Annotated in this window: 16 protein-coding genes, 1 tRNA gene, 1 other RNA gene and 1 other annotated feature; of the genes, 4 read left to right on the top strand and 14 right to left on the bottom strand. The window is 37.5% G+C overall.

Annotated elements, in window-relative coordinates:
- Window positions 1-192 precede the first annotated feature (192 nt).
- The 7 genes from COO03_RS18310 to tadA form a co-directional block, all read right to left on the bottom strand.
- Window positions 193-462 carry a pro-sigmaK processing inhibitor BofA family protein gene (locus COO03_RS18310; protein WP_097898526.1) on the bottom strand — a complete coding sequence of 90 codons (270 nt, stop codon included), beginning with the start codon at window positions 460-462 and terminating at the stop codon, window positions 193-195.
- A 198-nt stretch (window positions 463-660) separates the two neighbouring features.
- On the bottom strand, window positions 661-882 hold the full coding sequence (locus COO03_RS18305; protein WP_097898525.1) for a YaaL family protein: 222 nt from the start codon (window positions 880-882) through the stop codon (window positions 661-663).
- 14 nt (window positions 883-896) lie between these two features.
- Window positions 897-1,493: a recombination protein RecR gene (gene recR / locus COO03_RS18300; protein ID WP_011983166.1), complete on the bottom strand. Its 597-nt coding sequence runs from the start codon at window positions 1,491-1,493 to the stop codon at window positions 897-899.
- 17 nt (window positions 1,494-1,510) lie between these two features.
- Window positions 1,511-1,837: a YbaB/EbfC family nucleoid-associated protein gene (locus COO03_RS18295; protein ID WP_170958198.1), complete on the bottom strand. Its 327-nt coding sequence runs from the start codon at window positions 1,835-1,837 to the stop codon at window positions 1,511-1,513.
- Between the two features lie 25 nt (window positions 1,838-1,862).
- Window positions 1,863-3,551, bottom strand: coding sequence for a DNA polymerase III subunit gamma/tau (gene dnaX, locus COO03_RS18290; RefSeq protein WP_097898524.1), 1,689 nt, complete (start codon window positions 3,549-3,551; stop codon window positions 1,863-1,865).
- Between the two features lie 133 nt (window positions 3,552-3,684).
- Window positions 3,685-3,949: signal recognition particle sRNA large type (ffs, locus tag COO03_RS18285), an RNA gene on the bottom strand.
- Between the two features lie 78 nt (window positions 3,950-4,027).
- On the bottom strand, window positions 4,028-4,525 hold the full coding sequence (gene tadA / locus COO03_RS18280; protein ID WP_097898523.1) for a tRNA adenosine(34) deaminase TadA: 498 nt from the start codon (window positions 4,523-4,525) through the stop codon (window positions 4,028-4,030).
- Window positions 4,526-4,663: 138 nt separating this feature from the next.
- Between tadA and COO03_RS18275 the strand changes: the two genes are divergently transcribed.
- From COO03_RS18275 to COO03_RS18265, 3 genes are all read left to right on the top strand, one after another.
- Window positions 4,664-5,203, top strand: a complete 540-nt coding sequence (locus COO03_RS18275) for an isochorismatase family cysteine hydrolase (RefSeq protein ID WP_097898522.1) — start codon at window positions 4,664-4,666, stop codon at window positions 5,201-5,203.
- A 120-nt stretch (window positions 5,204-5,323) separates the two neighbouring features.
- On the top strand, window positions 5,324-5,959 hold the full coding sequence (locus COO03_RS18270; RefSeq protein WP_097898521.1) for a deoxynucleoside kinase: 636 nt from the start codon (window positions 5,324-5,326) through the stop codon (window positions 5,957-5,959).
- A gap of 2 nt (window positions 5,960-5,961) precedes the next feature.
- Window positions 5,962-6,630 (top strand): deoxynucleoside kinase, encoded by a 669-nt coding sequence (locus COO03_RS18265; RefSeq protein WP_097898520.1) that lies wholly within the window; start codon window positions 5,962-5,964, stop codon window positions 6,628-6,630.
- A 35-nt stretch (window positions 6,631-6,665) separates the two neighbouring features.
- On the opposite strand, the gene COO03_RS18260 is transcribed toward COO03_RS18265, so the two are convergent.
- The 7 genes from COO03_RS18260 to guaB form a co-directional block, all read right to left on the bottom strand.
- Window positions 6,666-7,037, bottom strand: coding sequence for a DUF3797 domain-containing protein (locus tag COO03_RS18260; RefSeq protein ID WP_097898519.1), 372 nt, complete (start codon window positions 7,035-7,037; stop codon window positions 6,666-6,668).
- A 166-nt stretch (window positions 7,038-7,203) separates the two neighbouring features.
- Window positions 7,204-7,296 (bottom strand) — tRNA-Ser (locus COO03_RS18255).
- Between the two features lie 155 nt (window positions 7,297-7,451).
- Entirely contained in the window at window positions 7,452-8,726 is a 1,275-nt protein-coding gene (serS, locus tag COO03_RS18250; RefSeq protein ID WP_097898518.1) for a serine--tRNA ligase, read from the bottom strand.
- Window positions 8,727-8,777: 51 nt separating this feature from the next.
- Window positions 8,778-8,999: a binding site (T-box leader), on the bottom strand.
- 54 nt (window positions 9,000-9,053) lie between these two features.
- Entirely contained in the window at window positions 9,054-9,644 is a 591-nt protein-coding gene (pdxT, locus tag COO03_RS18245; protein ID WP_097898517.1) for a pyridoxal 5'-phosphate synthase glutaminase subunit PdxT, read from the bottom strand.
- 17 nt (window positions 9,645-9,661) lie between these two features.
- Entirely contained in the window at window positions 9,662-10,549 is an 888-nt protein-coding gene (pdxS, locus tag COO03_RS18240; RefSeq protein WP_017150471.1) for a pyridoxal 5'-phosphate synthase lyase subunit PdxS, read from the bottom strand.
- 158 nt (window positions 10,550-10,707) lie between these two features.
- Window positions 10,708-12,027 (bottom strand): D-alanyl-D-alanine carboxypeptidase family protein, encoded by a 1,320-nt coding sequence (locus COO03_RS18235; RefSeq protein ID WP_097898516.1) that lies wholly within the window; start codon window positions 12,025-12,027, stop codon window positions 10,708-10,710.
- 104 nt (window positions 12,028-12,131) lie between these two features.
- A complete protein-coding gene (gene guaB, locus COO03_RS18230; protein WP_097898515.1) occupies window positions 12,132-13,595 on the bottom strand; it encodes an IMP dehydrogenase in 1,464 nt (487 codons plus the stop codon).
- A gap of 115 nt (window positions 13,596-13,710) precedes the next feature.
- Here guaB and COO03_RS18225 point away from each other — a divergent pair, with 115 nt between their 5' ends.
- The gene (locus tag COO03_RS18225; RefSeq protein WP_097898514.1) at window positions 13,711-14,706 is read left to right on the top strand and encodes a YaaC family protein; all 996 of its coding nucleotides are present in this window, start codon (window positions 13,711-13,713) and stop codon (window positions 14,704-14,706) included.
- The last annotated feature ends 59 nt before the right edge of the window (window positions 14,707-14,765 follow it).

Genomic DNA, 14,765 nt, shown 5'->3' with positions numbered 1-14,765 from the left:
TTCACGTTGTTTGTTTCGTTTAGTTTTCAAAGTTCAACATCGCGTTTCAGCGACTTTCATAATATAACATCTTTCATCTAACTCGTCAATATCTTTTTTCTTTCGTTGTTGACGACGCTTATTAATTTACCACATTAACACTTAATGAGTCAACACTGTTTTTTTATTTTTTTAATACATGCCAAAATATTTTTATCCTGGCATTATATATAATTTAATAATGACCAATGCACAAATACCTGGTATCCCTAAAAGGCTAGAAACAGAAGCTGTTCCGATGTTAATAGGAATATGAAAATTAAAGTATGTCCCAATTACATTCACAGCAAATAACAGTACGACACCTATCATTACTTTGATGAATATCCTCCCTATAAACTGCAGCGGTTTCGTAGAGGCACCAAAAACTAACAAAACAAACACTAAAGTAAGAATACCACCAATAATAATTGTAGAATTCATTTTCCCCCTCCTTATATAACTCATACACTCTATTTGTATGGGACAAGGAGGTAAAAAAGAACATTCAATTACATAAAGTAACACCTTAATTAATGAGTATCTTCTTCATCCTCCACTGATGAAAAGCCCTCACAATCGAGGTATTACCACCCGCGAATAGCGGAATAAAAAAGACCCTGATTTAAAAATCAGAGTCTTTTACCATTGTTCCATCTTTACAGGACGACGTTTCGCTTCTTTTAATAAGAAAAAATATTTTGCTTCTGCTATTTTTAAAGAACAAAGCACATTTTGCGATGGTTCAACACTTTGCTCTACCATTCTTTTTTGACGTAACCACTCGTTTTTCACTTTCTCTAACAAAGCAATTAACTTATCATCGTATTCTTTACGCAGCTTTCCCTTTTTTTGAAAAAACATTTCAGCTTCTCCTCTTATACTTCTCTACGGCCTTCTAGGGCCTTAGATAAAGTTACTTCATCCGCATACTCTAAATCTCCACCAACCGGAAGACCATGAGCAATACGTGTTACTTTTATACCTGTTGGTTTTAAGAGACGAGAAATATACATTGCTGTAGCTTCACCTTCAATATTTGGGTTCGTTGCTAAAATAACTTCCTGCACAGTCTCATCCTGCAATCTTTTTAAAAGTTGTGGAATATTGATGTCCTCTGGTCCAATTCCTTCCATCGGGGAAATCGCACCTCGCAATACATGATAGACACCTTGATATTCTTTCATTTTTTCCATCGCAATTACATCCTTCGGCTCCTGTACGACACAGACAACCGATTGATCACGGTGGGAATCATCACAAATATAACAAGGATCACGATCTGTAATATGTCCACAAACAGAACAATATGTTAAATTTCTCTTTGCATTTACAAGTGATTTAGCAAAGTCTAGTACGTCATCTTCCTTCATATCTAACACGAAGAATGCCAATCGAACAGCTGTTTTAGGGCCGATTCCTGGCAACTTCATGAAACTATCGATAAGTTTTGATATCGGTTCTGGATAATGCATATGTCAATATCCCCCTACTAGAACATTCCACCTGGTAAATTTAAGCCTTTTGTGAATTGTCCCATTGTAGAGTTTGAAAGTTCCTCGGCTTGCTTAAGTGCATCATTTGTTGCAGCTAACACAAGATCTTGTAACATTTCAATATCTTCTGGATCTACAACCTCTTCTTTAATTTTCACTTCAAGAATTTGCTTATGGCCATTTACAACAACAGTAACCATTCCGCCACCAGCTGTACCTTCAACTGTTTTTTCACCAAGCTCTTCTTGTGCTTTCGCCATTTGCTTTTGCATTTTTTGCATTTGTTTCATCATGTTATTCATATTTCCCATTCCGCCACGCATCATAATACATTCCTCCTAATTGTTGTTATTCTTTTATTTCAATAAGTTGTTGCCCTACCAATTTTACCGCCTCTTCTACGAGGGGATCTACTTTTTGCTCTGCAGCTTCTTCTGAATTTCCATCTTCGCGTTGTAAAAATTCTTCACGAATTTTACCCCATTCCGCCTTTGGAATCGCAATCATATTCAATCTTTTACTCAGCAATTCAAAAAGAACTTGTTCTACGGTATCCATGGCATCACGATTTTCACTCGCCATTTTGCAATGTATCTCATATTGGAAAGCTAAAACATAAGAATCTTCAGAAGCTGCAACTGGTTCACTATTCTCTAACAATACAGCAAACGCCACTTTATTATAGGATTTAAGTCTTCCTAACAACTCACCCCATACGCCTTTTAGCTGCTCTAAATCTTGGCGTTTCGCTTGCTTTAACACTTCATGCACACGCCCAACAGGAATTTTCATACTTCCTGTCCGCACTGGCTTTGGTGTTGAACGCGTTTCCCTTACTTCCTGCTGCACACCAGCTGGTACACCATTCTTCTTCACGTGTTCTAATTCTTTTTCCAGTTGTTGCATTCTGTTCATAATCGCCTGCAAACGGTCTGTTCCATTTGCCTGCACCATAAATTGCTGACAAAGTTGCACCATAACAACTTCTAGGAAAATGCGCGGATGATTTGTCCACTTCATCTCCTGTTGTCCCTTACTGAGTGTATGAATAATTTCATAAATCATCTCGGGTTGCATCGCTTCACTTAGCATACAGAACTGATCATCTACAATTACCCGTTCTAACATATGTTCTAATTGTGGCGAAGTTTGATATAAGAGCATATCACGATAATAGTAAATGAAATCCTCCATAAAACGAACTGGGTCTTTTCCTTTACTCATCATATCATCAATAATGCGTAATGCTCTTGATACATCATTTTCACGTATACATTCTACAAGGTTACCTAAATATTGTTGAGAAACAGAACCTGTTACCGCTAAGACATCCTCAGTTGTAACTATCCCATCGCTATAAGAAATAGCTTGGTCGATAAGACTTAACGCATCACGCATACCACCCTCAGCGGCACGCGCAACAATTTGTAACGCCTCATCTTCTACCTTTGTCCCCTCATTTGTAACAACCGTCGCTAGCCTTTCTACAATATCATGTACTGATATTTTTCGAAATTCAAAGCGTTGGCAGCGTGAAATGATTGTAGGTGGAATTTTATGCGGCTCTGTTGTTGCCAAAATAAAGATAACATGTTGTGGCGGCTCTTCTAACGTCTTTAAAAGCGCATTAAAAGCTCCCATAGAAAGCATGTGAACTTCATCAATAATGTATACTTTATATCTCACTGCACTTGGGGCATATTTTACCTTATCTCTTATATCTCGAATTTCATCTACACCGTTATTTGAAGCCGCATCAATTTCTAATACATCCGAAATAGACCCTTGTGTAATGCCTAAACACGCAGGACATTCATTACAAGGCTCAGCTACTGGAGCATGCTCACAGTTAATTGCCTTTGCAAATACTTTTGCAATTGTCGTTTTACCTGTTCCCCTCGGACCAGAAAACAAATAAGCATGCGAAGCTTTCTCTTGAAGAAGGGCATTTTGCAACGTTTTTGTTACGTGCTTTTGACCGACTACATCTTCAAACTTTTGCGGTCTCCATGTCCGGTATAACGCTTGGTATGACACGAAAATACGGCCTCCCTCAAAGGTTATTATCTTGTATATTATAACCCATTCTGTTTATAGATTCCAAAAGTTATTTTCTATACAAAAAACTCACCTTTTTATATAAGGTGAGTTTTGTATACATATATAACTGCCGTGCACCTTCTGTCGATTACGTACCATAAGCGTTACTTAAGCAGTTAGCTCGGTTCAGGCACTCCTGCGGCACACGAGAAAACCCGCTTATTGCTGCTTCCTTCCGGACCTGACAAGGTTCACGGGGTCCCGTTGCGCAGGACCCAAACGTCAACACCACTTACTTAAGGCAGGCCTTACAGCAACATAACCTCGAGAAGGGATTCGGCCTCGCTAGAGCGGATTGCGAGTACAGGGCACCGCTACCTCCCCGCTTAGCACGGCAAAGTTAAAACCAATATTCGGTTGCCTTGAATAAGGCACTATCAGTATAACTTGTTTCTTCATAAATTGCAAATATGTTAGGCACCAGTATTTTTATCCAATTTTTCCTTCTGCTCTTTCCTTCTTTTACGAAGTTCTCTAAAAAAGTTCGTTAACAGCATGCCACATTCTTCTTCCATCACACCTGGTACCACTTCACATTGGTGATTAAAACGCTCGTCTGTTAAAAGATTCATTAAAGTACCTGCGCATCCACCTTTTGGATCACTTGCACCATATACAACACGTTTCACACGTGATAAAACAATTCCACCCGCGCACATTGGACACGGCTCTAACGTAACATATAATGTTGCATTTTCTAAACGCCACGTCCCTAACTTTTTACAAGCTTCATCTATAGCTAATAACTCTGCATGAGCAATTGATCGTTGCTCTGTCTCTCTTAAATTATAGGCGGCGCTGATTACTTTCCCATCTAGCACAATAACAGCTCCAATCGGAACCTCTTGTATCTCTTCAGCTTTCTTTGCCTCTTCTATTGCACGTTGCATAAAATAAATATCTTGTTCCATAATACATTCCTCTCATTACGAATAAAATACGATAGCTCCTTCACCACTAAATCTCATTTAGCCGCACTTCTCCTTACACATGTAGGATAACTTTTCCCCATTCAATCCAACCTAAAGAAAAAGGAAGGGTGATTACATATGAAAAATACAGCATTACTCATCGTTGACATGATTAACGACTTCAAATTCTCACACGGACCTATTTTAGCGCAAAAGTGCGAGATAATAGTGGAACCTATCTTAAAATTAAAACAAACCATGAAACTATTGGGTTATCCTGTAATTTATGTTAACGATCATTATCAACTATGGAGAGCTGATATCGATCAACTTATCGCTCATTGTACAAATCAGTATAGCAAACACATTATACAAGTAATCTCTCCCGAATCGGATGATTATGTTTTTATTAAACCACACTATTCCGCATTTTATGAAACGCCTTTAAATTCTTTATTAGGGCATTTAAAAATTGAAAACCTTATCGTAACAGGAATAGCAGGAAATATATGCATCCTTTTTACAGCCAATGATGCCCATATGAGAAATTATTCTCTTTCTGTACCACAGGACTGTATTGCCTCCAATTCCGATCAAGATAATATACACGCTTTGAAAATAATGGAGACAACATTAAAGGCAAATATTATGCCTTCTTTCCAACTGAAACTGGATTAGTATATATCTATTTTCTAACTTTTTATAACAAATTAGTCCGTTCACTTCCCTCTTATGCTACAATAATTCTGTTTTGTGCTTTTATTTACAGTAAATTATGAACTGAAAGGAGGAAACAGCGTGACCGGAGTACCATTTATTACGGTTGAAGGGCCAATTGGTGTTGGAAAAACTTCACTAGCGAAGGAAATTTCAACTCACATGCAACTCCACTTATTAAAAGAAATTGTTGATGAAAATCCCTTCTTAGGGAAGTTTTATGAAAACATTGACGAATGGAGTTTTCAAACAGAAATGTTCTTCCTTTGTAATCGATATAAACAATTGGAAGATATTAATATAAAGTATTTAATGAAACATAAACCAGTTGTAGCGGATTACCATATATGTAAAAACCTAATTTTTGCATCTCGTACATTAAAAGATGTTCAATATGACAAATACATGCAAATTTATCGTATTCTTACGCAGGATATGCCTGTACCAAATGTCATTGTATACTTAACAGCAAGCCTTGAAACATTGCAAAAACGAATCGCAATGCGCGGGCGGGAATTCGAAAAAAATATGGATCCAAATTACTTACTACAACTCACTAAAGATTACGAAACGGCAATGGAAACTTTCAAAAAGGATCATCCCGATATCCCAGTCTTGAAGTTTAATGGAGATAATATAGATTTCGTAAAGAATAGCGATGACTTAAATGTAATTTTATCCACCCTCCAAAATACACTCTTAAAGGGGACGAAATAGCAATGAATTTAAGGCAAAAATATGATATACCCAATGATGCAGTAATTACAATCGCTGGTACGGTTGGTGTGGGTAAATCAACTATGACAACTGCACTTGCTAACGCTTTAGGTTACCGGACATCATTTGAGAAAGTGGATTCTAATCCATATTTAGATAAGTTCTACGCTGACTTCACACGTTGGAGCTTTCACTTACAAGTTTATTTTTTAGCGGAGCGATTTAAAGAACAAAAAAGAATTTTTGAATATGGCGGAGGCTTTGTACAAGATCGTTCTATCTATGAAGATACTGGCATTTTTGCAAAAATGCATCACGAAAAAGGAACAATGACAGAGACAGATTATGAAACATACAAAGGATTGTTCGATGCAATGGTTATGACACCTTACTTCCCACATCCAGACTTATTAATCTATTTAGAAGGTTCCTTTGATGATATTGTTAGCCGTATTCAAGAACGTGGTCGCCCAATGGAACAACAAACACCAATTGAATATTGGAAAGAAATGCACGGACGTTATGAAAATTGGATTAATAACTTTAATTCATGCCCTGTCCTACGCTTAAATATTAATGAATACGATATTTTAAAAGGTGAAGATTCAATTGAACCGATCATTAAGAAAATTGGTCATTTCTTAAAACAAACACGCAAACTTGTAAAATAAAAAACCCGTGCATATGCACGGGTTTTCCTATTAATTTACTTTTTCTTTTTCGTTGAAGCAATAATTTCGCTCTCTGACTTCCCAGCATTAATACGCTGACGAACAGTGCTCGTACTAATATCATACGCTTCAGCAATTTCTTTAACAGTCATTTCTTTCCCATTAATAACTGCTGTCAATACTTTACCAGTACGTTTTGGAGCTGCTTCTTTTTTCGCAGTTTTTTTCGGTGCTTCTGCTTTTTTCACATTACAAGTACAACCGCAAAGCTTACGGAATGTATCATCACTTATAATACACGATACGTTTGCACCACTATTTAAAATTCTATTGTTCTTACAGACTGGACATTGTACATAGTATAAAGTTTTTCCATCTAAAGGAAACGTTTGTATAATAAGATCCATGTTGACTCCTTTCATATCTATGAAGATAATCATCGGAATATGAGTGTTTATTAAGGCGATAATAGCCTTACATCATACTTTCTGATTGGTTTTAAAATAAAAACTCGTTACGTGTTGGTAACGAGTTCTCCAATCTCCACTTATATGCGCTGTTGTCAATTATATCTGGAGGAGGTAGAGGGATTCGAACCCCCGCGCGACTCTCGCCACCTGTCGGTTTTCAAGACCGATCCCTTCAGCCAGACTTGGGTATACCTCCATATTGACATCAAATATAATAACAAAAGAAAAACAGTTAGTCAACCCTACTATCATAAATTATGAGGAAAGGAAAATATTACTTTTCCTTTCCCTTTATGTTGCTACTGACAACACCTGTAATTACCAATCACTCATACCGATGAAAGTTTTAATTTACTTAATAACTGTTTTTCCTCCCATATAAGGGCGAAGAACTTCTGGAATTATAATTGTACCATCTTCTTGTTGATAGTTTTCTAAAATTGCTGCAACTGTACGTCCAATCGCAAGACCAGATCCATTTAATGTATGAACAGGTTCTGGTTTTGCATTCGGTTCACGACGGAAACGAATGTTTGCACGTCTTGCTTGGAAAGCTTCAAAGTTACTGCAAGAAGAAATTTCACGATATGTTCCATAACTTGGAATCCATACTTCGATATCGTATTTCTTCGCTGCTGTAAATCCTAAATCTCCTGTACACATGCTCATAACACGATATGGCAGACCTAATAATTGTAACACGCGTTCCGCATCATTTGTTAATTTTTCTAATTCTTCATAAGAATCTTCTGGTTTAACAAATTTCACAAGCTCAACTTTATTAAATTGATGCTGACGGATTAAACCGCGTGTATCGCGTCCAGCTGATCCTGCTTCAGAACGGAAACAAGAGCTAAATGCTGCATAACGAATTGGCAATTGCTCTGCGCTTAAGATTTCGTCACGGTGCATATTTGTTACAGGAACCTCAGCTGTAGGAATTAAGAAGTAATCTTCACTCTCAATAAGGAACGCATCTTCTTCAAACTTTGGAAGCTGCCCCGTTCCTGTCATACTTGCACGGTTTACCATATACGGAGGTAACACTTCTTCATACCCATGTTCATCAGTATGAAGATCCAGCATAAAGCTAATTAAAGCACGTTCCAATCTTGCACCTGCACCTTTATAGAATACAAAGCGGCTTCCTGTTACTTTAGCAGCACGCTCAAAGTCTAAAATCCCTAAATCAGTTGCAAGATCCCAGTGTGGTTTTGGTTCAAAGTTAAATTCTTTTACCTCTCCCCAAGTACGAGCTACCACGTTATCATCCTCTGTTTCACCAATTGGTGCAGATTCATGCGGGATATTTGGAATAGAAAGCATTAATCTTTCTAAATCTTCTTCAACTATACGAAGCTCATTGTCAAGATCCTTTACTTTTTCTCCTACTTCACGCATCTCTAAAATTAGTGCCTCTGCATCTTTCTTTTCGCGTTTTAACACAGAGATCTGTTGAGATACTTCATTACGTTTACTTTTCAATTCCTCTGTTTGAACAAGCAACTCTCTTCTTCTTGTATCTAATTCTTCAAAACGACCGAAATCAGTTAAATCTTCGCCTCTATGCTGTAATTTTGCTTTTACTTCTTCAAAATTCGCACGTAAAAATTTAATATCAAGCATTATATATTCCTCCTTTTGTTTTATAAAACACAAAAAACTCCCGTCCCTGTAAAAAGGGACGGGAGTTAACCCGCGTTGCCACCCTAGTTGAAAGCACCGTTGCTTTCCTCTCAAGTAGAAATAACGGCTCTTCACCGGAAATGCTTACTAATCATAAAGATATTCCACATTCCATTCCAGGATGGATTCACAAACTGTTTCTATCGGTTTTCACCAACCACCGACTCTCTATAAGAAACAACATTTGTTACTACTTCCTATCAACACGCTTATTTTATAAAATTGTTACCATCAATTTACTATAATCTTACACAAGTTGCAAGTTACTTATACAATTTTTTTCATTTTTGCTTCTTTCACCATCTGTACAAAATATGCTGTAACACGATGGTCATCCGTTAATTCCGGATGGAAAGAAGCTGCTAAAAATGGTCCTTGTCTCACTGCTACCATTCGATCATTATGCATAGAAAGAACCTCTACGTTATCAGCTACATTGACAACATATGGCGCACGAATAAATACACCAATAAAGTCTTCTCCTACATCTTTTATCGAAAGCGCTGCTTCGAAGCTATCCTTTTGGCGTCCAAATGCATTACGTTCAACTGTAATATCCATCGCACCAATATGAGATTCTTCATAGCCTACAAGCTTGTTTGCAAGTAAAATCATACCTGCACATGTACCAAACATTGGCTTACCAGATTTCGCAAATTCACGAAGTGACCCCATAAAATCGTACTTATCAATAAGACGGCGCATTGTTGTACTTTCACCGCCTGGTAAAATAAGACCATCAATTTTTTCAAGCTGTTCTACACGTTTAACAACTACAGCCTCTGCGCCACTTGCTTCAACTGCTTTTACATGCTCACGAACAGCTCCTTGAAGACCTAATACACCGACTTTTACCATTTCAAAATCTCCTTTGATTACCAACCGCGTTCTTGCATGCGTTGTTCTGGTAATAACGTCGAAATTTCAACGCCCTTCATTGCAGTACCTAATCCTTTAGAAAGGCTTGCAATTAACTCGTAATCTTCATAATGTGTTGTCGCTTCAACAATTGCACGTGCAAATTTCTCTGGGTTTTCTGATTTGAAAATACCAGATCCAACGAACACACCATCTGCACCAAGCTGCATCATTAATGCTGCGTCTGCTGGCGTTGCTACACCACCTGCTGCAAAGTTTACAACCGGTAAGCGGCCTAGGCGTTTGATTTCAAGTAATACTTCATAAGGAGCTCCCGTATTTTTTGCATATGTCATTAATTCGTCTTCACGAAGACTCGCAACTTGACGGATTTCTGCATTGACTTGACGCATATGACGTACTGCTTCTACAATGTTTCCTGTTCCAGGCTCACCTTTTGTACGGAGCATAGACGCACCTTCTGCGATACGACGCGCTGCTTCTCCAATATCGCGGCATCCGCATACAAATGGAACAGTATAATCACGTTTATTTAAATGATACACTTCATCAGCTGGAGTTAACACTTCACTCTCATCGATGTAGTCTACCCCTAATGATTCTAATACACGTGCTTCCACAAGATGACCAATACGGCATTTTGCCATAACTGGAATTGATACAGCACCCATAACTTCTTCTACGATTGTTGGATCCGCCATACGTGCAACGCCACCTGCTGCACGAATATCCGCAGGAACACGCTCTAGTGCCATAACAGCAACTGCGCCTGCTTCTTCTGCAATTTTTGCTTGTTCAGCGTTAACTACGTCCATGATAACGCCGCCTTTTTGCATTTCTGCCATTCCACGTTTTACACGTTCTGTTCCCGTTACATTTGTCATATACAAAAACCCCCCTAGATGAATTACTTTCCCCTGCTAAAGGCGAAAATTAAGAATACTCTTACATTCTACCACTAACTATAAGATGCTTGTCCACTACTTTTTCATAAAGTCGATATGAAAAATGGAATAAAAAAAGCTCCTACAATGAGGAGCTTTTAAAACCAGCCTTTTACTGTATCAACAGCACTATTCCACATACCACTAAAGAAAGAGCCAATACCACGCATAGAACGTACAAACCAGTTTGCCTGTTCTACGTCTGAATTTGTTACAAGATCTACTTGTAATGACTTACCTGATAAAAATCCAGGGTCATTATTATCTTTAGGCGATATAACCATTTGTCCAAGTGCTGTCCCTTTTTTAATTGGTGCTTCTTTTTCTTTACTTATATTTTTAAATTCTGTTTTATATACATCTTTACTTCCTTTTAGCATCGGAAGTGTAACAGCTTGTTTCGTTTGAACTGCAACATCTTTATCTTTTGCATTTTTTACTTGTACAGTTTCATGTCCTTTTACTGCTGACCCTTTTGGATATACCTTTTTCACTTCAAAATTCGTAAATCCATAATCAAAAAGTTTCTTTGTTTCTGCAAAACGTGCTGGGTGAGAATTCGTTTTAATTACAACGGAAATTAAACGCATACCATTACGTTCTGCTGTCCCTGTAAAGCAATCTCCAGCTTCTGGTGTAGAACCTGTTTTAAGGCCGTCTACTCCTTCATATTGGAATACAAGACCTTTTAACATCCAGTTCCAGTTATCCATTTTAACAGGATATTTTCCACCTTCTTGGAATACTTTTTTCGGAATTTTCGCTGTGTCTAATACTTTTGGAAAATCTTGAATCAGACGTTGCGCTAAAATCGCGACATCTCTTGCAGACATTTTATTTTCTTCATCTGGTGTTGTGCCTTCAGGATGCTGCCCTTTTAAGTCTTTGTTTGTTAGACCTGTAGAGTTTACGAATTTATAATTTTTTAATCCAAACTCTTTCGCCTTATCATTCATCATTTTTACGAAATCTACTTCTTTACCCGCAACCGCTTCAGCTAAAGCAATTGTTGCACCGTTTGCAGAGTAAATTGCCATTGCCTCGTATAACTCTTTTACCGTATAAGAGCCACCATTTTCTAATGGAACGTTTGATAATGTGCGATCTTGTGAAATCTTATGTGCATATTCAGAAACTTTTACCTTTTGGTCCCACTTAAGTTTCCCTTTTGCCACAGCTTCATTAACTAAGTATTCACTCATCATTTTTGTCATACTAGCAATTGCTAATAATTCATCTGCATTTTTTTGGTATAAAATTTTCCCTGAATCTGCTTCTACTAAAATCGCTGCTCCTGCTTCAACATCTAAAGCAGGGCCTGTTTCTGCTGATGCACTGCTATACGTAACAAACATGCTGCAAAATAATGTAAGCACTGTTACCATCGCAATGAATCTCTTGCAAAGCATACCTTTCACTTCTGTTACCCCCAATATCTTTGTACTCACATAACCGTTATTCTAACATAATCAAAAAAAAATAGACAGAGATATCAAATCTCTGTCTATTTACATATAAGACATTATAAAGAGTAATTTGGAGCCTCTTTTGTAATTTGTACATGATGTGGATGACTTTCACGTAAACCAGCACCTGACATACGAATGAATTGTGCATTTTCACGCAAGAATTCTAAATCCTTTGCTCCGCAATATCCCATACCTGCACGTAATCCACCAACCAACTGATGGACTGTATCAGCTAAAGGCCCTTTATATGGTACACGACCTTCGATACCTTCTGGAACAAGTTTTTTGTTTCCTTCTTGGAAGTAACGATCTTTACTTCCTTTTTCCATCGCTCCAACAGAACCCATACCGCGGTATACTTTAAATTGACGACCTTGATAAATTTCAGTTTCTCCTGGGCTTTCACCTACACCGGCAAACATACTACCAAGCATAACAACATGTGCTCCTGCTGCTAAAGCTTTTACCATATCACCAGAGTATTTAATACCACCATCAGCAATAACTGGAATGCCATGCTTACGAGCTTCTGTTGCACAATCATATACTGCTGTTAATTGTGGTACACCTACACCAGCTACAACGCGTGTTGTACAAATAGAGCCTGGTCCAATACCAACTTTGATAACATTTGCACCAGCTTCAATTAATGCGCGTGTTGCTTCAGCTGTAGCAACGTTACCTGCAATAATGTTTAATGTCGGATATTTTTCTCGAACTTCCTTTACTTTGTCAGCTACATTTTTGTGATGTCCATGAGCTGTATCAAGTACAATTACGTCTACGTTTGCTTTTACTAATGCATCAATACGAAGCATAGCGTCTGCAGTTACACCAACTGCCGCCCCAACTAATAAGCGGCCTTGTTTATCTTTTGCTGAGTTTGGAAACTCAATTACTTTTTCAATATCTTTAATTGTGATAAGCCCTTGTAATACACCGTTATTATCAACAAGAGGGAGCTTTTCAATTTTATATTTCTGTAGGATCTTTTCAGCTTCTTCTAACGTAGTACCAACTGGAGCTGTGATTAATTGTTCTTTTGTCATCACATCGGAAATCTTGATAGAGTAGTCTTGGATAAAACGCATATCACGGTTTGTAATAATACCAACTAATTTTTGCTCTTCTAAGTTATTTACAATTGGTACACCTGAGATACGATATTTTCCCATAAGATGCTCTGCATCAAATACTTGATGATCTGGAGTTAAAAAGAAAGGATCTGAAATAACGCCGCTTTCAGAACGTTTTACTTTATCAACCTGCTCAGCTTGTTGCTCGATAGACATATTCTTATGAATAACGCCTAAACCGCCTTGACGCGCCATTGCAATAGCCATATCCGCTTCTGTTACTGTATCCATTCCCGCACTAATTAAAGGAATATTTAACTGTAAACTTTCGGATAGAACTGTTTTAACACTTACTTCTCTTGGCAATACATCTGACTTCGCTGGTACAAGTAACACATCATCGAATGTCAAACCTTCTTTAACAAATTTAGATTCCCACATAATTATTCCCCCTATGATACCAGAAATTATTATTAGTAGCTTAACAATTGGTTAAAATACTGTCAAGAAAGTGGAAATATGTTAGAATTTTTAGATAATAAAAGGAGCGTAATATATGCATCATACATCTCATACTTGGCAGCAAGTAAGTTTCTTTTTTTCATCCCATAACGTACAGCGTTATCTTGCCCATTGCTATGAAAAATTACCTATCAAAAATGCCGAAAAAAAAAGTTTTGAAAATTGTTATCCCTTTATCTATTACTTAGAACATGGGAAAAGTTATTACGAATTATGTAAAACAGCACCTTTTTCTATTCGACCAATGTTACTATTTTACGGAATGTGCCAGCTCTTTAAAGCATGTTTGTTAACCATTGATCCAAACTATCCAGAATCAACCACAGTCTTAGCACATGGGGTAACAACACGGAAACGAAAAAAGCAGGGTTATCAGTTTTTAGAAGATGAGATTAAAGTACAAAAAAACGGACTGTTCCCTCATATTGCAGAACGAATGTTTCACATGAAACACTTAGAGGGTGAAAAATTTAATATGTTAGAGCAAATGGAGAAAATCCCTGAGTTACAAACTCTATTCCAATATAGTCGAAAAGGACAGATGTTATATAAAGTCAATATATTAAATACACACGATATTTCATTTCCCTCTAGCATACTCGATCGTTTACATATGACAAAGGAAAGATTTTCTCGTTACATCGAAACAACTTGTAAACATCTCTCTATACAGCATACAATTCACGAAACAAATGAATCCGACTTGTTATTCTCAGCTCCCGTTCGCACATGGAATCCTTTATATAGCACACCATTGGCCTATGACTACTATACGGGCTCATACTATTGGCCAATCACGAATGATTCTAGAAATTCTAAACCCTTCTTACCCGAACCACTCATACACTATTTACTGCTCTATAATTTAAGCATGATTTCTCGCTACGAGACTGACTGGTGGTATGACTTATTAGGAAGCTATGCCTCAGAGGATTATCCGTTTATTTATCAATTTTTAGGCATTACTGCAGAGAAAATCCCTTACTATGTTTCACTATTTTTATTAGGTCAATGTCCCCCTATTTCTTAGGAAATAAAAAAAGCACGAGTCAATTGACTCGTGCTTTAATTGCTTGGCGACGTCCTACT

The organism is Bacillus sp. AFS098217 (assembly GCF_002551815.1).
Classification (GTDB): Bacteria; Bacillota; Bacilli; order Bacillales; family Bacillaceae_G; genus Bacillus_A.
The sequence above is the reverse complement of the archived record's forward strand: the minus strand, read 5'-3'. Positions and strand labels throughout refer to the sequence as shown.